The sequence below is a fragment of the Shimia sp. genome, assembly GCF_039969785.1.
In the GTDB taxonomy this organism is placed as follows: Bacteria; Pseudomonadota; Alphaproteobacteria; order Rhodobacterales; family Rhodobacteraceae; genus Shimia.
In genome coordinates this window covers 57,086-76,806 of record NZ_JBDVNC010000046.1, presented here as the reverse complement: position 1 = coordinate 76,806, position 19,721 = coordinate 57,086, and the positions used below count along the sequence as shown (strand labels likewise).

The following is a 19,721-nucleotide window of genomic DNA, read 5'->3' as shown; positions in this document are numbered from 1 at the left end:
TTCCTTTCGGAGGGGTTGGTTCTTAGTAAATACGCCCGGCTTGTTCGCGCGCCAGTATGCGCACAACGGGGCGGGCCCGGTCGACGTCCATTCCGATGGCAAGGCGGCTGTCATACAGGATGGCCAGCAGCATTTCGTCATGGGTGGTCAGATAGGCAAATTCATCATCGTCGTTAAAGATCGACGGACGGGCTTCGGGGCTGTCATTGGCCAGTCCAAGACCCTGCGCAAGCTCTTCGTGGATGCAGGATTTTCGCAGGATGTCAGGGTGTTCAGCGCGGATCAAAGCGATCGCCGAGTTATATTCCCCTGCATTGGTTTCTGACGAAAAAGCGACCACCAGACAGTGAATGGTTTTGGGGATATTGCGGAACAGGTTCAGCGTGGAAGTGCTGGCGCCCGGAACGATCTGCTTGATGCGGGTTTCCAGCACGGATTTGTCGTCTTCGCCCATGACCAGCACATGAAAATTCGCACGGCTGGATTTCTGGGAAATCGAATGGCCGGTGACGCGGGCCAGTCGCGGGATATAGGCCTGAAGTGTCTGGCGGTCTGTGGCGCGCTGGGCCTCGGGCACCGAGGGGCCAAATTCGACATTCATGCGCACCGGTCCGGCCCAGCGGCGCAATTGTCCGGCGCGCCCGCTGGAGGCGCGCAGCCCGCTGTCGATTGCGTATTCGTCGTAAAATGCGATGCGTTCAAAATTGCGGGCCAGCATGTCCGGCGTGAAAGGCGTGTCCGGTCCGCCGCCATCGGTGCGCAATAGTCCACGGGTAACAAGGTCGGACTGGACATGCGCATAGTAGTTGCGCAGAGATTCGCTGGCCTCAGAAATCCGCACAGGTTTGGGCGCAACGGCGACCGGTGGTGGTGTAACCGTTGTGTCGCAGGCGGCGAGCACAGCAAGCCCCGCCACCAAACCTATGGCCCGCAAAATGCTCACTTGGCAGGAACAGAGGTAGAGGCCGTGTCGCCGAGGCCGGTTTCACGCGCCTTGGCAGAGGCCAGCGTGTCGCGCAATTCTGCTTCCATCTTTTTCATGTCCTCTTCGGCGGCGGCACGGCGTGTCTTGCCTTCGTCCGCAATTTGGAGGCTTTCGTTGATGGTTGCAATCAGGTCGGCATTGGCCTGTTTCACGGCGTTGATGTCAAACACACCACGTTCCATTTCTTCGCGCACCACCTTGTTGGATTCGCGCAGGTTGGCAGCGTTGGCGGTCAACAATTCGTTGGTCAGGTCATTGGCATCGCGCACAGCAGCGGCGGCTTCGGCGCTGCGCTGAATGGTGACGGCCTGCGCCAGTTGGGTTTCCCAGAGCGGCACGGTATTGACCAATGTCGAGTTGATCTTGGTGACGAGCGATTTGTCGTTCTCCTGCACCAGACGGATCGAAGGCAGCGATTGCATTGTCACCTGACGGGTCAGTTTCAGATCATGCACACGGCGTTCCAGATCGTCGCGCGCGGCGCGCAAGTCGCGCAGTTCCTGCGCCTTCATCACCTGAGCGTTTTCGTCTGCGGCCTGTACGTCAGCTTCTTTGGCGGGAATATCTTTGCTGTCCAGTTCGGCTATTTTGGCTTCGCCTGCTGCGATATAAAGCGCGAGTTCGTCGTAGAAATTCAGAGTTTTGTCGTAAAGGATATCAAGCGATTTGATGTCCTTGAGCAGTTTGTGTTCGTGGGTCAGCAGATTGTCGGTGATATTGTCGATCTGGCCCTGCACCTCTTCAAAGCGGGCGGTGAATTTGGCAAAAGGTGCCGCGCGGCCCAACAGCTTTTCCCAGAATGAGCGTTCGCGGCGTACGTCCAGTTCGCTGACGGAAAAACCACGGATGGTGGTCACAATCGTGCGCAGTGAATCGCCCGCCGGGCCGACATCTTTGTTGCGCACGTCCTGCAGCATCGCCTGACTGATTTCCTGCAGCTCTGCCTGTGCACCTGAACCGAAGGACACAATCGAGTTTGTGTTGGACATGTCCAGTTCGGCCATGCGGCGTGTGATTTCCGCAGAAACCGGTGCGTCGGCTTTTTCCAAAGGGACAATGGCGGTGGCTTCGATGGGTTCGGCCAGTTCTACGGCGGTCACTGCGTCAAGTTCACCGAGAACGGCTTCTGCCTTTTGGCGGATGATTTCGGACATGTTGGGTTCCCTCACAATTTGGAGTTATCGCACGCCTTCGCGCTGCAAGCGTTCGCGCAGGACGTCAATTTCGATAGTCAGGTCGCTGCGGTCATCCAGCAGCAATTTCTGGTTTCGGGTGGCAAAGTTCTCTTCCAGGTCGTCCAGAAGCGATTCAAAATCAGCGCGCGCGTCTGCGTCGCGGGTTCGGGCATAAATATCGGCAAACTTGATGGTCGCGTCGCGCGCGCCCAACAAATAGACGCCCAGATATCGGCGGGCCGCTGTCAGATCGCGCGGGTCGTTCTCAACGGTGCGGAACAGGGCGCGCGCGGCTTGTTGGAACCGCTCGACCCGACCTTCAAGCGTGCGCTCACCGGCGCGGCTTATGGCGTCGGACATGGCACGCAGGTGTTCTTCGGCTTCATCCACGGCCCGTGCCACCCGGTCGGTCTGAAACAGATCGATCCCTTCGAGGCCCTTGTTACGCATTGGATCGATGCCGAAGGCCATGCTGTGCAAAGCGGTTCCGACAATGGCATAAATTGCAGGCGCAATGATGTCGCCAGTGGCCGCAAAACCGGCGATGGCCAATCCAGCGCCAGTGAGCACAGAGCCCAGTATTTTGCGCGGCACTGCCGGGCGACGTGCAACTTTGCGTGCGTCATAGGCTTCCTGCGCCAGCAACCCTTCGCGGGTCAGCCAGGCGGCCAGCAACAACGTGCCAAGCGCGGCAAGATTGAGGATAAGCGCGGAAGGCCCATTGCCAAACGCCTGCCAGATCAAAGGCATGGGCGCGATGAACAAGAGATTGATGCGTCCGCCCACGCGGCTGCGACGCGCGCCCTGAAAGGTCTCACTTTGCGGGGACTGCGTTCCGCCGGGGCTGAATTTACCGCCGAATTTCTGCGCCATTACACCCCTCCTGCGATCGACACGTAAAGGATGAGAATGACGAGAAGAACAAACGAGAGTTTTTGTAATCCGGTTCCGGACATGTGGTTTGATCCTCTGCTAAGGCGTGGAGAAACTTAAGAACTATGGCGGTTGATAGCTAGGGGGAAGTTTGCCGCGCAGAGATCAAAAGCGGAAAACCCCGTCGAATGGCAGGATCAGAGACATAATATGTGCAATTGGGGCGTCGCGTGCCGGATTTTGGGGTCGGTTGCGTCATGGCGCCGACCGCCGCGCCCATGGGCGCGGCCGGGCCCAACGGGCGGCGCTGCATCTTTGATGCGGCAACAAACGGCGGGAGCGCTGGTTTTCAGTAATGAGGGGGACGTTCGTCGCCCATGACTATGCCGCCCCCACCATCGGTTTCCCGGGTGGCTTCACGTTCCATAAGCATCTGCACGCGGCGCGTCAGCAGCGCAATTTCGCCGTCCTGTCGGGCCACCACGTCGCTCAGGTCTTCAAGCGTACGTGTCAGGTGGGCGATCTGTTCTTCCAGGTTTTTCATGCCACCGGCCTATTGCGCGGATCGTGCGCCGTCAAGCAATGCAGCGATTTGGGTGAATTTCCGTCGCCATGCCAGCCCATGCTGCGCAGGGTTGGCTTGCCCCCGTGACGGGCATTGGGTAAAGCCCTGTGCGAACGTTCTCCCATAGGGACCCTGAATATGGCCAAGCAGAAAAAAGCCCCCCGCCCCAAGGCAATCACACCGAAAGGGTTTCGTGATTATTTTGGCGCAGAAGTCAGCGAACGCACTGAGATGTTGCATCAGATCGCCGGGGTTTATCATCGCTATGGGTTTGAAGCGCTGGAATCGAGCGCGGTTGAGACGGTCGAGGCGCTGGGCAAGTTTTTGCCGGATGTGGACCGTCCTAACGAGGGCGTGTTTGCGTGGCAGGAATTTGACGAGAATGACCCCGAAGGCAAACGCGCCGACTGGATGGCGCTGCGCTATGATCTGACGGCGCCCTTGGCGCGGGTATATGCTCAGCATCGCAATGATCTGCCGACACCTTATCGCCGGTTTGCGATGGGGCCGGTCTGGCGCAATGAAAAACCGGGTCCGGGCCGATATCGTCAGTTCTATCAGTGCGATGCCGACACAGTGGGCACCGCATCCATGGCGGCGGATGCCGAGATTTGCGCGATGCTTAGCGACACGCTGGAGGCGGTTGGCATTCCGCGCGGTGATTATCTGGTGCGGGTCAACAACCGCAAGGTTCTGAATGGTGTGCTTGAAGCGATGGGATTGGGTGAAGTATTGCCCACACAGACTTCCGACTTCAATGTTGCGAAAGAGGAAGCGTCGCGATTGCTTACACGCGTTGCTGTGCTCCGCACGATCGACAAATTCGATAAAGTTGGTGAAACGGGTCTGCGAGAATTGTTGGGAAAAGGGAGGCGCGATGCTTCTGGTGCCTACATTGATGGAGTAGGGCTTCAGGACGAACAGATTAATCGATTGGTTAATTTCCTTTGCGGTGCGAACTACATCTTCACCGAAGATGACATCGCAGAATCTCTTTCCAATATCGGTTGTAAGCTTGCTGTTAGCGACACAAATTCGGGAACTTTGCATAATCTTTGGCAAATGGTTGAAGGTAGTAAAGTTGGTGAAGAAGGCGTGCGAGAACTTTCGCAAATAGCTGAACTACTAGCAGCTCAAAACTATGGTGTTGATCGAATAAAACTTGACCCCTCGGTCGTGCGCGGCCTTGGCTACTACACCGGGCCGGTGTTCGAAGCGGAACTGACCTTTGAAATCTTTGATGAAAAGGGCCGCAAACGTCAGTTTGGCTCGGTCGCGGGTGGCGGGCGCTATGATGATCTTGTCAAACGCTTCACTGGTCAGGCTGTACCGGCGACAGGTGTGTCTATCGGCGTCGACCGGCTTTTGGCGGCGTTGCGCGAAAAGGGGCGTCTGGGTGCGGTGAATAAGGGGCCGGTTGTGGTGACGGTAATGGACCGTGACCGTATGGCCGATTACCAGACCATGGTGGCCGAACTGCGCAATGCAGGCATCCGCGCCGAGATGTATCTGGGCAACCCGAAGAATTTTGGCAACCAGCTGAAATACGCAGACAAACGCAATGCGCCCATTGCCGTGATCGAAGGCTGTGATGAAAAGGAAAAAGGCGTTGTTCAGCTCAAAGACCTGATCCTTGGGGCGAAAATTGCCCAAAGCGCGACCCATGAAGAGTGGAAAGAGCGTCCGAGCCAGTTCGAAGTCGCCCGCGCGGACCTTGTCGCAAAGGTACGTGAAATCCTGGAGGGTCAGGACGACTGATGCCAAACAAGGCTGACATTCGGGCCCGCGCGTCGTCGCTGCGGGATACGTTTGAGGCGGCGGGCGCTCTCCCTGTCGAAACCACGATTTTGCAACCCGCCGAAGTGTTGCTGGACCTCTACGGTGAAGACATCCGCGCGCGCGCCTATGTCACCAGCGATGCATTGCGCGGCGAACAGATGTTGCGGCCAGACTTTACGGTTCCTGTTGTGCAGATGCATATGGAACATGGCGCAGAACCCGCGCGGTACACCTATTCCGGTGAGGTGTTCCGTCGTCAGGAAGATACCGTCACGCGGGACAATGAGTACATTCAGGTCGGGTTCGAAGTATTCGACCGCAGCAATGCGGCCGCGTCGGATGCCGAAGTGTTCTCGCTTATTCGGGATGCACTGGGCGATTGCGGTTTGGTCGCGTCGACCGGAGATATTGGTATTCTGACCGCAGCGGTCAAAGGGTTGAACACGACGGACCGGCGCAAACGCGCGTTGTTGCGCCATATCTGGCGCCCGCGTCGGTTCCGCGCATTGCTGGACCGGTATTCCGGACGCAGCCCGGCCCCTGCCAGCCGGACAGAATTGCTGAAACAGACCTCGCCTATGGAGCATCGTTTTCCAGACATTGGTATGCGCAGCCAGGACGAAGTTGCACAGCGGATCGAAGCCCTGCGCGAAGATGCCGAGGCCGCGCCGATCAGTGCCCGGGAAGTGGAGCTGATCGATGCGTTGCTGAATGTCCGCGAAACGCTGCCTTATGCGCTGGAACATATCCGGGACCTCGCGGTTGATATGCCCGCGATCACGGAAGCGATGTTTCGTTTGCAGGAACGCATCGAAGCGTTGGCGGCGCGCGGTGTTGACGTCGACAATCTGGGCTTTGAGGCCAGCTATGGGCGTACGTCGATGGAATATTATGACGGCTTTGTTTTTGGGTTTTCTGCCCCGGGGCGGCCTGATCTGCCTGCGATTGCAACGGGCGGGCGCTATGACGCGCTGACCCGCGTGTTGGGGCAGGGACGTGAAATTCCCGCGGTTGGGGGGGTGATCCGCCCCGGTCTGTTGCTGTCTGTGGAGGGCGGGGCATGAGTATCAAGCTGGGAGTTCCGTCTAAGGGACGGTTGATGGAAAAGACGTTCAGCTGGTTCAAGGCGCGCGGTGTGTCATTGTCGCGCACGGGGTCGGACCGGGAATATGCCGGCGCGGTTGAAGGCATTGGTGATGTTGATCTGGTTCTGCTGTCGGCTGGGGAAATCCCGCGCGAACTGGCGGCGGGGCGTCTTCATCTGGGCGTGACCGGTACGGATCTGATCCGCGAAAAACTGGGGCGCTGGGAACAGCAGGTTCAGGAAATCGAACTGATGGGATTTGGTCAGGCAGATTTGATCATCGCCGTGCCGGGATGCTGGGTGGATGTCGATACGCTGGATGATCTGGACGCGGCAGCGGCGGCATTTCGCGCCAGGCATGGGTTCAGATTACGGATTGCCACCAAATACCACCGCCTTGTGCGCGAGTATATGCGCGAGAATGGCGTGGCGGATTACCAACTGGTCGACAGTCAGGGTGCCACCGAGGGCACAGTCAAGAACCTGACAGCCGAAGGCGTGGCCGACATCACTTCGACGGGTGAGACATTGCGGGCGAACCATCTGAAGATATTGTCGGACGGGCCGTTGCTGAGATCGCAGGCGACGCTGTGGCGGAGCCGGGTTGCTAAAACAACCGATCAGGAACGTGCAACGTTGAACCAGTTTCTGGATATGCTGCGCTAGATTTCGCAAGCCCGGGTAAGGTCGATCACTGCGACGGGCCAGCCATGTATGGCCCGTTTCGTTTGGATTTTGATCAGGGCACTAATCTGGGTGCGTTTGTGTTGGGTTGAGTACCGAGGCACAGGTGTCGGTGACTCAAAGCACGCCAATTTCGGCCAAAGCCCGGTTCAGATCATCCGGCAACGTATCGTCGTTTTCACGTGATCCGGGCAGGTCAGGCGGGCTGTCTTCGGGTTTGAGATAACGCCAGCCCTGAAACGGGCGTTTGAGTGCGGATTGCGTGCGATGCAGCTTCGGGTCCAGCACAATGGCGCAGCGTCGTATGCCGTCGGCGCCAATCACTTCGTCCATCCGCACGACACGCTGACGACACTGGATCGTGCCTTTGATCACCCAGAAAATCGACCCGCCTTTCAGAATTTCGGCCTCTCGTTTGGGCCACATGCGGGTGATGTGACGTGGCAAACCATCCGGAGATTGCGCCGCGCGGGACGCTTGCCAGTCGGTCAGCGTCTCGACGCTTTCGGTGCCCACGCTGAGCTTGATCAGATGTACAAACTTATCCACAGCTTCCCCACAGATTCGTCCCATGACGGACGCGTATATTGTAGTTGGGCTGTCGCGCGGGGCAAGCAGTTGTGTCTGTTAAGGTCCGTTTCCGGGACAATTGCGATTGTGTGAAACAGTAAATTCGGGTTAGTCTGGCACCTCTTCTCACATCTGCTGACAAAAAGGGAATCACGTTGATGAGCCGCTTTGCTGCCCCTATCGCTGAAAATATCTGGGACATGAAATACCGTTTCAAAGAGGCGGACGGCACACCGATCGATCAAACGGTTGAGGATAGCTGGCGCCGCATTGCGCGTGATCTGGCGAAGGTCGAAAGCGACCCGGCGGCTTGGGAAGACAAGTTTTATGCGGCCTTGGAAGATTTCAAATATCTGCCTGCGGGCCGGATCACAGCAGGCGCGGGTACTGCGCGCAATGTGACCTTGTTCAACTGTTTTGTGATGGGCACGGTCCCGGACAGCATGGGTGGGATTTTCGACATGCTGAAAGAGGCCGCTCTGACCATGCAACAGGGCGGTGGCATTGGGTATGATTTCTCGACCATCCGGCCACGTGGGTCGGATGTGTTGGGGGTTGCGGCGGATGCGTCCGGGCCGCTGAGCTTTATGGATGTGTGGGATTCCATGTGTCGCACGATCATGTCGGCGGGGTCGCGCCGGGGCGCAATGATGGCGACGATGCGCTGTGATCATCCGGATATCGAACAGTTCATCACCGCCAAGTCCGATCCTGCCCGATTGCGCATGTTCAACATGTCGGTGTTGGTCACGGACCCCTTTATGGAAGCGGTCAAAGCCGGCGGGACGTGGGAGCTGAGCTTTGGTGACAAGGTGTATCACACCGTCGACGCGCGTGATCTTTGGAACAAGATCATGCAGTCCACCTATGACTATGCTGAACCGGGTGTGATTTTCATCGACCGCATCAACAAGATGAACAACCTGAATTATGTTGAAACGATTGCGGCGACCAATCCGTGCGGCGAACAGCCTTTGCCGCCTTATGGGGCGTGTCTGCTGGGATCGATCAACCTTGCGCGGCTGGTGAAAAACCCGTTCGAAGCCGACGCGGCGCTGGATCAGGACGAATTGAGCGACCTTGTGGCCACTGCCGTGCGCATGATGGACAACGTGGTGGATGCATCGCGTTTCCCACTGCCGCAGCAGGCTGCAGAAGCACAGGCCAAGCGACGTATCGGTTTGGGTGTCACCGGTTTGGCGGATGCGCTGTTGATGTTGGGTCAACGTTATGGTTCCCAAGAGGCCGCCACACAGACCGAAATCTGGATGAAAGCAATCGCGCGAGCGTCGTATCTGGCGTCGGTTGATCTGGCCAAGGACAAGGGCGCGTTTCCTCTGTTTGATGCAGATAAATATCTTGCGGGTGGGCTGGTCAGCCAGTTGGACGAAGATGTGAAGGAAGCGATTGCCGAACATGGCATTCGAAATGCCTTGCTGACGTCTATTGCGCCCACCGGAACAATCTCGCTTTATGCCGGGAATGTCAGTTCGGGCATCGAGCCGGTGTTTGCCTATGCCTATACGCGCAAAGTTCTGCAAAAAGACGGATCGCGCACCGAGGAAGAGGTGGTCGATTACGCCGTGCAGATGTGGCGAGACAAGTTTGGCGACAAAGAGCTGCCCGAGTATTTCGTGAATGCTCAGACACTGGAACCCGCAGCCCATGTGCGCATGCAGGCGGCGGCGCAGAAATGGATCGACAGTTCGATTTCCAAAACCATCAATTGCCCGGAAGACATTGATTTTGAAGCCTTCAAGGATGTCTATATGCAGGCGTGGGACACCGGTTGCAAAGGCTGCACCACCTATCGCCCTAATGACGTTACCGGGTCCGTATTGGCGGTGTCTGAAAGCGCCGAAACAGCGCCGGGCGAAAACCCCGGTGATCACGTGGCCGATGGTGGCGAAGTGATTTACATGTCCGAGCCGCTGGAACGTCCGCAAACCCTGGAAGGCGCGACCTATAAGCTGAAATGGCCCGACAGTGAGCATGCAATTTACCTGACGGTGAATGACGTGATTATCAATGGTCATCGACGTCCGTTTGAGGTGTTTATCAACTCCAAAAACATGGAGCATTACGCGTGGACGCTGGCATTGACCCGAATGATTTCGGCTGTGTTCCGGCGGGGCGGCGACGTGTCGTTTGTCGTGGAAGAGCTGAAAGCGGTGTTTGATCCGCGCGGCGGGGCATGGATGGAAGGTAAGTACATCCCGTCTATTCTGGCGGCGATCGGCGGCGTCATTGAACGTCACATGATTGCCATCGGATTCATCGAAGGCGAAGGCATGGGATTAAAGACCGACCCAAAGGCAGAAGTCGTCGCCGTGGGCGAGACACCACGCGGCAAATCCTGCCCCAGCTGCGGACAGTTCGACATGCGTATGGTCGAAGGGTGCATGACCTGTGCCAGTTGCGGGCATTCCAAATGTGGGTGAGCGGGTTTTAGGAAGTTGTGAATTGGTGGGAAGGTCATCGCCATGACAAATCCATCACTCTTCACTCTGCCAGCCTGTTTCAAGCAAGGCGAACCGTTGACCGAGAGTCTCAGGTTCATCGCCGTTGATGTCGAAACCGCAGGATATGACGTCGCGAGTATCTGTCAGATCGGCCTCGCTTTCGTTGGATTTGACAGCTCAATAGCGACCTATAGTGCCTATATTGACCCCCGCACGCCATTTGCCGCAGGCAATACGCGATTGCATGGGATTGATGCCTTGACCGTCAAGAATGCACCCGGTTTCGAGGCGGTGCTGACGGATTTACGTCCGCTCCTTGAGGCATATCCGCTGATTCAACATAGCCGCTACGATGAGAGAGCTTTTGACGCGGCGTGTGGGCTCGCCAAGTTGCCAGTGTTGAAGTCGGTGTGGTCAAACAGCGTCACGATCGCCCGTCAAGCCTGGCCAGAGTTGCGGGGGAATGGTGGGCATGGATTGGCCAATCTCAAAAAAGTTCTTGGGCTGCGTTTTAAACACCATGATGCCGGAGAAGATGCGCGTGCCGCCGCAGAGGTTGTTCTGAAGGCGGAGGAAGTTATGGGGCGTAAGATCAGTATGCTGAATGCGTCGCTGCAGTTGGTTTTTAACTTTGAATGACGCGTACTGGGCGGCGACGAGAAATGTTTAAGACCCGCTCAATCGTCACAGGCATAAAACGCGGCCAATGTCAGACGTGCTGAGACGCGTTCGAGCGCGCAATAAGCCGGTCGCGGGCCATCTGTAGTTTGAGACGCGCCACTTGCAGGCGTTCCAGCGCGCGGTGCCTTTCTTCGTATAGTCTGCGAATGCGCGATCCGGGCTGGCCGATGCGCCATATATTGTGATCCGTGACGTCCGGCACAAACTGGCGGGCGTCGTCCAGCGCGCGGTGCAGGTCATGGTCCGCGCGCACATAAATAACACTGGCATGGGCCATGATACGACGGCGGGTTTTAAGAGCAGGGTGCATTTAGGGGCCTCCATTTAAGGGGGACTGTTCACGTGCAGCCGTGCGTTTAGTTTAGAAAACCCGAGGTCGATCCGTCAATAAAACACGGCGTGAATATGCTCATGGTCGGGTTTTGCCGCGTGAAAACGGGTCAGAGCGGTATGCATCTGACCTGCTAGAAGGATTGAAAAGCAATCGTTTAGGCGAAGCTTTGTTCGATCCGGTCCAGAGTTTTCATTGCCGCAAGGACTTCGTGTACGGACCCGTTCGGCTGGCGCCCTTCGCGGATCGCGGCGATGAATTCGCGATCAATCAACTCGATTCCATTGTTGGATACGGCCACCTCGCTGAGATCAATCGGGGTCTCGTTGCCATCAAACAGATCGTCATAGCGCGCGATGTACGTGCCGTTGTCACAGATGTAGCGAAAGAACGTACCAAATGGCCCATCATTGTTAAAGGACAGCGACAAGTTGCAAATGGCGCCTGACGGGGTTTTCATGCCGATGGCCATGTCCATGGCGATGCCCAGTTCCGGGTGGTGCGGCCCTTCGAGCCCAAAACACTGGGACGCGGTTTCGCCTGTTTGATATTGAAACAGATCAACTGTGTGACAGGCGTGATGCCACAACAGGTGATCTGTCCAGCTGCGCGGTTCACCCTTGGCGTTCATGTTGGAACGACGGAAGAAATACGTCTGCACATCCATCTGCTGTACTTTAAGCTCACCGGCGGCAATCTTGTTTTGAATCCACTGATGGCTGGGGTTAAAGCGGCGCACCTGACCAGCCATCGCCAACACACCGGTTTCGGTTTGCACCCGGCAGATTTCTTCGCTGTCGGCCAGCGAGTCCGCCATGGGGATTTCGATCAATACAGGCTTGCCACCGCGCATACAGGCGATGGCCTGTTCGGCATGTTTCTGGGTTGGCGTTGATAGGATCAGCGCATCAACATCATCGCGGGCGATGCAGTCTTCGAGTGATGTCGAGGCGTGACCGATACCGCGTTCCGCTGCCAGCGCGTCGATCTTGGATTGGGTTGGCCCCATGACAGAGGTCACGGTGACGTCTTCGATGGCGGCCAGCGCATCCAGGTGTTTGATTCCAAAGGCGCCGTATGCACCAGCAACACAAATTCTCATGGGATCCGTTCCTAGCTTGCTTTGTTTTCCAGAATGATATGTCCGACGGCTGTGTTTGATGCCGGGACGTGGTAATGTCGGTGTACTTCTGTCACGTCATCATCCAGCGCACCGCGCATAACGTGCCACATGACCATTTCAACGCCTTCTGACCCGGCCTCGCGCAAGTAGTCCACATGTGGCATCTGTGCCAGTCCAACGGGATCGGACGTCAGGCGGTTGAGAAAGTCGGTGTCCCATTCTTTGTTGATCAGGCCCGCGCGTTTGTATTGAAGCTGATGGCTCATGCCGCCAGTGCCAAAGATGACCACGTTCAGGTCTTCTTCATAGCTTTCAACGGCGCGTCGGATGGCCTTGCCCAGGTTGTAACACCGGTTGCCCGTCGGCGCCGGGTATTGCACCACGTTTACACACACCGGGATGATCAGCGCGGGCCATTCGTCGTCCGGAGTTTTGTCGCCAAACATAACCGACAAAGGCACGGTCAGACCGTGATCCACCTCCATCTCGTTCATGATGGTAATGTCAAACTCATCCAGAATAAGTGACTGTGCCAGATGGCTGGCCATTTTCTGATGGTTCCTGACCACCGGTACGGGGCGCGGCCCCCAGCCTTCGTCAGCGGGTTTGAATTCGGCGGCACACCCCAACGCAAATGTCGGGATGCAGGAGGCGTCAAATGCAGTGCAGTGATCATTGTAGACCAGCACAATAACGTCAGCCTTTTGCGCCTTCATCCAGTCGCGCGATTTTTCAAAGCCGTCAAAAACAGGCTGCCAATAAGGTTGTTCGGTGATCCCGGTGTCCATTGCGACACCAATTGCGGGCACGTGGCTGCACCCGACGCCGGCAGTAATACGTGCCATCAGTTGTTATCCTTTTCGTCCCATTCAGATTGATACCGGTTGCCATCGGGCGAGCGCCCTCCGTGCAACATCATTTCGCGATAGGCGTCCCGGCCCATACCGGTCATGATGCCCGCCAGATCCTGAAAATTGATCCCGTCATTGGCGGCCAGTTTGCTGGTGTAATAGATGTTCCCGCCCAATTCGAGCAGCCGGTTCCATTCCCGTTTCAACACAGCGTCGCGTTGTTGAGGCGTCATGGGATATGCGTCCAGATACCCGGTCTCATCGGCGTTAAAGGCATCGCGGTTTTTCTGCAGACGCAAAGAGATGCAGAACTGGTTAAGGTGATACCCTTCTCGGCCCCGGTCGGCGTCAAAGACAAAGGTGCCGGGAATATCCTCGTAATCCTTTTTCATGGCCATGGGCGGTTCCTTCCTGTTCGTTCAGGTTTTCGGTTGCGGCAAAGCGGCGAGAATGGCGTCGGTCATGGTTTCCAAGCTTTGGTCGTCCAGCGCGGACGCGTCCAGCCCCAAGTCGCCCACGGTTTGTTGGTGATTGGCCGTTGCGGTGGCCATGTCCGCCGACAAGTCGAGGTCGCGTAGGGTCTGCGCAACTTCGCGCATTTCGGCGGCGCGACGCACGCCGTGGGTCATGGCCCGTTCCAACATATAGGGCGCGCGTTCGGCCCAGTTGAAACCGGGAAAGCTGGCCTCTAGCGAGGCCAAGACATACGGTTCCTGACCGGCCCTTCGGGCTGCCAGAAAGCACTCCAGTGTCAGCGCTTCCAGCCCCTTGATCATGATTGAGCGTAGCATTTTCCGCATCGATGCTGCGCCGATATCCGGGCCCGCAATCTCGGCCGCCATGCCCAGGTGCAGCGCCATTTGCAGGGCGTCCGGTGCCCATGTGCCTGAAAACAGGCAGGGCGTTTTATGCAGGCGCGGATGTACTGGCGCCATAATGGCAACATCGACATATCGCCCGCCTGCAGCAGTGATTATGTCCGCGGTCCGGCGTTTGGTTTCCGGGGCGCAGCTGTTGCCATCAAAAAAAAGCGCGCCCTCGAAAGCGGCCTCTGCGAGTTGAGAGGCGGCGGTTTCCGATTGATCTGCGGTGACCAGCGAAATAATGAGGTCGGCGCCGTGAATGCACTGCGTCGGTGTCCGGGCAGGGGTCACATCCAGTACCGCCATTTCCGCGCGCTTTTGTTGCGCATTCGGACCGTCGGTTTTGATGTCAAAGCCTGTGATGTTAAGCGAGGTCGTGCTGTCACGCAGTCCTTGCGCAAAGGCCTGAGCCGCTTCGCCAAACCCGATAAATGCAATTTTGGGGTAATCGGGGATCAACGATGGTGCCTCCTTGGTGGTCGTGATGTTGTAGCATCCTTCGGCATTTCCCGGCCAATTCAATTGCTTCTGGCTGCATTGGAAAAAGCTATACTATGCGAATTTCATTAGTTTGTTGTGGATCAAATGTTGCTGAACTTATGCAGGTAATCAATGAATTGAGATTGGGTTTCTGTTGGGCGCCAACCTTTGCGATATGTCAGGCCAATATCGCGATAATGCCCTGTCAACGGCAGATCCAGCGCGGTGATCATATTAAGAGATTCGTCAACGCTGATCTGATGGCGCGAAACGATTGAGACATAGTTTCCTTCGGCAAGAATACTGCGCAATGTGACCATTGACGACGATATAACCCGCACAGGGGATTGGTCGCGCTCGTGTATGCGCAAGGTCTCGAACAGGTATTGGCCGGCTGGAGTTTCGCGAGGCGGTGCAATCCACGGAAAGTCCAGAGTGTCTTGGAGGGACAGGTTCTTGCGGTCTGCGAGTGGGTGTTTTGGATGCGCCACAATCGCCAGTGCATCCTGAAACAACATTTCTTGCACGACGTCATCTGCAGGCGGCGGATCACGCAAAGCTCCGATCAGGCAATCAAGATCGCCCTCGCGCAATGACCTCAACAGCTCAGAATAACGACCGTCAACAACCCGAACCTGAACGCCGCTGGTGGCGCTGATCATGGCGTGAATGGCTTTGGGAACAATGGATGTTCTGGCCAGCGGCAGGCTGCCAAGCACAAAGGTGCCACGGTCTTCACCCAATTCGCGGCTGATTTCCTCGACACCCTGTCGGATTTCTGCTTGTGCCAGTTTTGCCCCAAGAACAAAGGCCTCTGCGGCGGAGGTGAGTGCTACTCCAGAAGCGCGTGCCGTGAAAAACTGTACACCTGCCAGGGCTTCGAGACTGCGAGCCGCGCGGTGGACTGTGGGTTGTGACAGATCAAGATTGCGGGCCGCTACTGTAAAACTGCCGCTGTTGGCGATCGCTATCAATGTGCGCAACTGAGCGGCCGTCACTGCCCGATCAAAGCTGAGGTGGCGGCGACCAGAGTCTGTTTTCGAGCGCAACGCTGCGCGGGCACCGTTGCGCAGGTGTCGCAGTGCTGCGGCGGCGCGGGGTTGGAACGCGGCGCCCGATGGGGTCAGCGCAAATTGTCGGCGTCGCCGGATCAGCAAGGGTGTCCCAAGGTCTGTTTCTAACCTTGAGATTGCCTGAGTGGCGGCAGGTTGTGAAAGATGGCATTGTTCAGCTGCGGCTGAGACAGAGCCGCTGCGGGCGGCTTCCAGAAACACGCGCATGTGGCGAATATTGGGGAATCCGGTCAACAATTTTCACCCTCATATAGCTTTAAATTATATTAGGCGCTGATTTCGAAATAGGCAAATTGCAATGGTCCACGTAATATCTGGGGAACAGGTCCACTCAGGATAGAAACGCGAATAGCTGGAGCATGACAAGATGTCCGATAAGAAAACAGCGTTGGTGATCAGCGCACATTCTGCCGATTTCGTTTGGCGCGCGGGCGGCGCGATCGCCCTGCATCAAGCCAAAGGCTATGAGGTGACGGTTGTATGTCTGTCTTACGGTGAACGCGGTGAAAGCGCCAAGTTGTGGAAGCAGGAGGGCATGACCATCGATAAGGTCAAAGCCGCACGCCAGGTTGAGGCTGAAAACGCCGCTGCCGCGCTGGGCGTGAACGATATTCGGTTTTTTGATGTTGGGGATTACCCTCTGGATCTGGGGCGCGAGACACAGGACCGCATGGTAGATGTGATCCGCGAAATACAGCCTAAGTTCATGATGTCCCATTCCAAATGGGACCCGTACAACACCGACCACATGAACACGACGCAATTTGCGCTGGAATGCCGGATGATTGCACAAGCTTGGGGTCATAATCCCGGTCAGAAAGTACTGGGCGCGCCGCAATTGTACCTGTTTGAGCCGCATCAAACGGAACAGATGGAATGGAAACCCGACGTGTTTCTGGACATCACAGATGTCTGGGACAAGAAATGGGCCGCCATTCAGTGCATGCAGGGGCAGGAACACCTGTGGAATTTCTACAAGAATGTCGCCGAAAACCGCGCCAATCATTTCCGCCGCAATTCGGGTGGCATGGCAGGCGGGCGCGCGGCGCAATATGCCGAAGGCTTTCAGACCATCTTTCCCCGTACAGTGGATGAATTGGAATGAACTTTCAGGCAGGCACAACCGGGGTCGTGGTCCGGAACATCGAGCGAGCCGATCAGGCGGTTGTAGACGGGCTGGCCGAATGCGGCGTGGCCACAGTGCACGAGGCACAAGGGCGCAAAGGCCTGCTGGCGGATTATATGCGCCCGATTTATGCCGGGGCGCGGATCGCCGGGTCCGCGGTGACGATACTGGCGCCCCCATGTGACAATTGGATGATCCATGTTGCTATTGAGCAATTGCAGCCGTGTGATGTGCTTTTGCTGGGCACGATCACACCGTCAAATGCGGGGTATTTCGGCGACTTGTTGGCGACCTCAGCACAGGCGCGTGGGTGTCGCGGATTGATCATCGACGGCGGCGTGCGTGATATTCGTGACCTGAGCGAGATGGATTTTCCGGTCTGGTCAAAGGCCGTGCACGCGCAGGGCACCATTAAAGAGACGCTTGGTTCCGTGAATGTGCCGGTTGTTTGCGCTGGTGCGCTGGTCAATCCGGGCGACATCGTTGTGGCAGATGATGACGGTGTTTGTGTCGTGCGCCGGGAAGAGGCCGCCGACGTGTTGGAAAAGGCACGTGCGCGAGAGGCCAATGAAGCAGCCAAACGCGCGCGATTTGAGGCCGGAGAGCTGGGGCTGGATATCTATAACATGCGTGAACGGCTGGCCGAAAAAGGGCTGAAATACGTCTGATCCAGTCGGGTACGCGAAGAAGGAAGTTCAATGATGACCAACGGTGTGCGTTGTATGTGGATGCGAGGCGGGACGTCCAAGGGCGGGTATTTCCTGGCTGATGATCTGCCTTGTGAAGCGGGCGCACGTGACGCGTTTTTGTTGCGGGTCATGGGATCGCCGGACGTTCGCCAGATTGACGGCATGGGCGGAGCAGACCCACTGACCTCTAAGGTTGCGGTTGTGCGCAAGTCTGAACGACCGGGCATCGACGTTGATTACCTGTTTTTGCAAGTGTTTGTGGACCAACCCATTGTAACTGATGCGCAAAATTGTGGGAATATATTGGCCGGTGTCGGTCCGTTCGCCATTGAGCGTGGACTGGTGCCTGCGCGAGACGGAGAAACCCCGGTTTCGGTCTATATGGAAAACACCGGCCAGGTGGCTGAGTTGCAAGTGCAGACGCCTGAGAAAAAGGTTTCCTATTTTGGCACTGCCCGTATCGACGGTGTGCCGGGGACGGCGTCTGCGGTTCCAATTGCGTTCAAGGATACGGCAGGGTCGTCTTGCGGTGCGTTGTTGCCAACGGGCAATTCGGTGGATGTGATTGATGGGATCTCGGTGACTATGATCGACAATGGCATGCCTTGTGTTGTGATCCGGGCGTCCGATGTGGGGATTACCGGGACCGAAACGCCAGAAGCACTAGAGGACAACACAGCGCTGCGCGAAAAGCTGGAAGCGATCCGGTTGAAATGCGGGCCGCTGATGAATTTGGGGGATGTGTCTGCCAAGTCTGTTCCCAAAATGACAATGGTCAGTGCTCCGCGTGACGGTGGGGCCGTGTCGACACGCACTTTTATTCCGCACCGATGCCACAAGACAATTGGTGTGCTGGGCGCGGTCAGCGTTGCAACGGCCTGTCTGATTGACGATGCGCCAGCCTTTGCCCTTTCCGAGACAGGCGACGGCGAAATCCGCACGTTGTCGGTGGAACATCCCACTGGTGAAATGACTGTGATTGCCACGCTGGATGAAACCGGCACCGTGGCGCAGGCTGCGATATTACGGACTGTACGCAAATTGATGGACGGAGAGGTGTTCGCATGAGCGATCAAAAAATGGACGCGGACTGGCTGGAATTTCACCCGGACCCGAAGAAACCCGATTTTGTTTTGCCCCAAGGGGCGGTGGATGCACATTGCCATGTTTTTGGACCCAGCCCGGAATTTCCATATGCGCCCGAACGCAAATACACGCCGTGCAATGCGGGCAAGGACAAGCTTTATGCGTTGCGCGACCATTTGGGTTTTTCCCGCAATGTGATTGTTCAGGCGACATGTCACGGCAAAGACAATCGCGCCATGGTGGATGCCTGCCGCACAGCCGGTGATCTGGCGCGTGGTGTGGCCAGCGTCGGGCCGGATATCACCCGCGACGACCTGTCTGACATGCACGCAGCCGGCGTGCGGGGGGGTCGGTTTAACTTTGTCAAACGGTTGGTGGATGCCACGCCGCGCGAGGTTTTTGTCGGTATTGCAGAGAAAATTCAGGAATTTGGTTGGTCAATTGTCGTCTATTTCGAGGCCGCCGATCTGGAGGATCTGGAGCCTTTTCTAAAGCAGCTGCCCGGGATCATTGTTGTTGATCATATGGGGCGCCCGGATGTGCCAAAAGGCGTCGATCACCCGGATTTTCAACGTTTTATCAAACTGATGACGGAAAATGAAAATATCTGGACTAAAGTCACCTGCCCGGAACGGCTGAGTGTGGCTGGTCCGCCATATGACGACGTCATTCCATTCTACCAAACCATTGTCGACAAGTTTGAAGACCGTGTTTTGTGGGGTACGGACTGGCCTCATCCAAACATGAAATCACACATGCCCGATGACGGTGCACTGGTCGATTATATTCCGAAAATCGCGCGAACGCCTGAACAGCAGCGCAAGCTGCTCGTGGATAACCCTATGCGTCTTTATTGGGCGCAGTAATCAAAGGAGGCGGCGATGGATCAGCCAGGTTTTGACTATCACATCGACATTCCCGGGACGACGATCTTTGACGGCAAACAGGCCATGAAAGGCTATGCGCTGAACAAGATGTGTTATTCCTTTAACGCCCAAAAATGCCGTGACGCTTTTGTTGCCGACGAAGAAGGCTATATGGATCAGTTCGGCCTGAATGATCAGCAAAAAAAGGCCATTCGCGACCGCAATGTGCTCGACCTGATCGCGGCGGGCGGAAACATTTACTACCTCGCAAAATTCGCGGGCATCTTCAAACTGGGGGTGCAGGATGTGGGCGCTCAGCAGACCGGTGTGACCACCGGCGAATTCAGGCAAAAACTTCTGGATGCGGGGAAATAG

Annotated in this window: 21 protein-coding genes; 10 read left to right on the top strand and 11 right to left on the bottom strand. The window is 56.7% G+C overall.

Annotated features, from left to right (window positions below):
• Positions 1-22 precede the first annotated feature (22 nt).
• From ABJI08_RS20465 to ABJI08_RS20450, 4 genes are all read right to left on the bottom strand, one after another.
• A complete protein-coding gene (locus ABJI08_RS20465; RefSeq protein WP_348403712.1) occupies positions 23-943 on the bottom strand; it encodes a DUF2927 domain-containing protein in 921 nt (306 codons plus the stop codon).
• Positions 940-2,139, bottom strand: a complete 1,200-nt coding sequence (locus tag ABJI08_RS20460) for a toxic anion resistance protein (RefSeq protein WP_348403711.1) — start codon at positions 2,137-2,139, stop codon at positions 940-942. The genes ABJI08_RS20465 and ABJI08_RS20460 overlap by 4 nt, the downstream gene beginning before the upstream one ends.
• Before the next feature lie 24 nt (positions 2,140-2,163).
• A complete protein-coding gene (locus tag ABJI08_RS20455) occupies positions 2,164-3,033 on the bottom strand; it encodes a 5-bromo-4-chloroindolyl phosphate hydrolysis family protein (RefSeq protein WP_348403710.1) in 870 nt (289 codons plus the stop codon).
• A 349-nt stretch (positions 3,034-3,382) separates the two neighbouring features.
• The gene (locus ABJI08_RS20450; RefSeq protein WP_348403709.1) at positions 3,383-3,577 is read right to left on the bottom strand and encodes a SlyX family protein; all 195 of its coding nucleotides are present in this window, start codon (positions 3,575-3,577) and stop codon (positions 3,383-3,385) included.
• 159 nt (positions 3,578-3,736) lie between these two features.
• On the opposite strand from ABJI08_RS20450, the gene hisS reads away from it, so the two are divergent.
• From hisS to hisG, 3 genes are read left to right on the top strand one after another with little or no spacing between them, the layout of a single operon-like run.
• The gene (gene hisS / locus ABJI08_RS20445) at positions 3,737-5,356 is read left to right on the top strand and encodes a histidine--tRNA ligase (RefSeq protein WP_348403708.1); all 1,620 of its coding nucleotides are present in this window, start codon (positions 3,737-3,739) and stop codon (positions 5,354-5,356) included.
• Positions 5,356-6,441 carry an ATP phosphoribosyltransferase regulatory subunit gene (locus ABJI08_RS20440; protein WP_348403707.1) on the top strand — a complete coding sequence of 362 codons (1,086 nt, stop codon included), beginning with the start codon at positions 5,356-5,358 and terminating at the stop codon, positions 6,439-6,441. Before hisS ends, ABJI08_RS20440 begins: the two co-directional genes overlap by 1 nt.
• On the top strand, positions 6,438-7,127 hold the full coding sequence (gene hisG / locus ABJI08_RS20435) for an ATP phosphoribosyltransferase (protein WP_348403706.1): 690 nt from the start codon (positions 6,438-6,440) through the stop codon (positions 7,125-7,127). Before ABJI08_RS20440 ends, hisG begins: the two co-directional genes overlap by 4 nt.
• A gap of 135 nt (positions 7,128-7,262) precedes the next feature.
• Here the strand turns inward: hisG and ABJI08_RS20430 are convergent, their stop codons facing one another.
• Positions 7,263-7,694 (bottom strand): DUF1489 domain-containing protein, encoded by a 432-nt coding sequence (locus ABJI08_RS20430; protein WP_348403705.1) that lies wholly within the window; start codon positions 7,692-7,694, stop codon positions 7,263-7,265.
• Between the two features lie 179 nt (positions 7,695-7,873).
• Here ABJI08_RS20430 and ABJI08_RS20425 point away from each other — a divergent pair, with 179 nt between their 5' ends.
• Entirely contained in the window at positions 7,874-10,156 is a 2,283-nt protein-coding gene (locus tag ABJI08_RS20425) for an adenosylcobalamin-dependent ribonucleoside-diphosphate reductase (RefSeq protein ID WP_348403704.1), read from the top strand.
• 42 nt (positions 10,157-10,198) lie between these two features.
• Positions 10,199-10,816, top strand: coding sequence for an exonuclease domain-containing protein (locus ABJI08_RS20420; protein ID WP_348403703.1), 618 nt, complete (start codon positions 10,199-10,201; stop codon positions 10,814-10,816).
• A gap of 70 nt (positions 10,817-10,886) precedes the next feature.
• On the opposite strand, the gene ABJI08_RS20415 is transcribed toward ABJI08_RS20420, so the two are convergent.
• From ABJI08_RS20415 to ABJI08_RS20390, 6 genes are all read right to left on the bottom strand, one after another.
• Positions 10,887-11,168: a hypothetical protein gene (locus ABJI08_RS20415; RefSeq protein WP_348403702.1), complete on the bottom strand. Its 282-nt coding sequence runs from the start codon at positions 11,166-11,168 to the stop codon at positions 10,887-10,889.
• A 178-nt stretch (positions 11,169-11,346) separates the two neighbouring features.
• Positions 11,347-12,291, bottom strand: coding sequence for a Gfo/Idh/MocA family oxidoreductase (locus ABJI08_RS20410; RefSeq protein WP_348403701.1), 945 nt, complete (start codon positions 12,289-12,291; stop codon positions 11,347-11,349).
• An 11-nt stretch (positions 12,292-12,302) separates the two neighbouring features.
• Positions 12,303-13,157, bottom strand: coding sequence for a class III extradiol dioxygenase subunit beta (locus tag ABJI08_RS20405; RefSeq protein ID WP_348403700.1), 855 nt, complete (start codon positions 13,155-13,157; stop codon positions 12,303-12,305).
• Positions 13,157-13,561 carry a protocatechuate 4,5-dioxygenase subunit alpha gene (ligA, locus tag ABJI08_RS20400; protein ID WP_348403699.1) on the bottom strand — a complete coding sequence of 135 codons (405 nt, stop codon included), beginning with the start codon at positions 13,559-13,561 and terminating at the stop codon, positions 13,157-13,159. The genes ABJI08_RS20405 and ligA overlap by 1 nt, the downstream gene beginning before the upstream one ends.
• Before the next feature lie 21 nt (positions 13,562-13,582).
• Complete coding sequence (locus ABJI08_RS20395) at positions 13,583-14,548, bottom strand: DUF1932 domain-containing protein (RefSeq protein ID WP_348403698.1); 966 nt, start codon at positions 14,546-14,548, stop codon at positions 13,583-13,585.
• A 59-nt stretch (positions 14,549-14,607) separates the two neighbouring features.
• Positions 14,608-15,813 (bottom strand): LysR family transcriptional regulator, encoded by a 1,206-nt coding sequence (locus ABJI08_RS20390; protein ID WP_348403697.1) that lies wholly within the window; start codon positions 15,811-15,813, stop codon positions 14,608-14,610.
• A 133-nt stretch (positions 15,814-15,946) separates the two neighbouring features.
• Here ABJI08_RS20390 and ABJI08_RS20385 point away from each other — a divergent pair, with 133 nt between their 5' ends.
• From ABJI08_RS20385 to ABJI08_RS20365, 5 genes are read left to right on the top strand one after another with little or no spacing between them, the layout of a single operon-like run.
• On the top strand, positions 15,947-16,684 hold the full coding sequence (locus ABJI08_RS20385) for a PIG-L deacetylase family protein (protein ID WP_348403696.1): 738 nt from the start codon (positions 15,947-15,949) through the stop codon (positions 16,682-16,684).
• Positions 16,681-17,373 carry a 4-carboxy-4-hydroxy-2-oxoadipate aldolase/oxaloacetate decarboxylase gene (ligK, locus tag ABJI08_RS20380; RefSeq protein ID WP_348403695.1) on the top strand — a complete coding sequence of 231 codons (693 nt, stop codon included), beginning with the start codon at positions 16,681-16,683 and terminating at the stop codon, positions 17,371-17,373. Before ABJI08_RS20385 ends, ligK begins: the two co-directional genes overlap by 4 nt.
• Before the next feature lie 33 nt (positions 17,374-17,406).
• Positions 17,407-18,462, top strand: coding sequence for a 4-oxalomesaconate tautomerase (locus ABJI08_RS20375; protein WP_348403694.1), 1,056 nt, complete (start codon positions 17,407-17,409; stop codon positions 18,460-18,462).
• Positions 18,459-19,346, top strand: coding sequence for an amidohydrolase family protein (locus ABJI08_RS20370; RefSeq protein WP_348403693.1), 888 nt, complete (start codon positions 18,459-18,461; stop codon positions 19,344-19,346). Before ABJI08_RS20375 ends, ABJI08_RS20370 begins: the two co-directional genes overlap by 4 nt.
• Before the next feature lie 15 nt (positions 19,347-19,361).
• Entirely contained in the window at positions 19,362-19,721 is a 360-nt protein-coding gene (locus ABJI08_RS20365; protein ID WP_348403692.1) for a protocatechuate 4,5-dioxygenase subunit alpha, read from the top strand.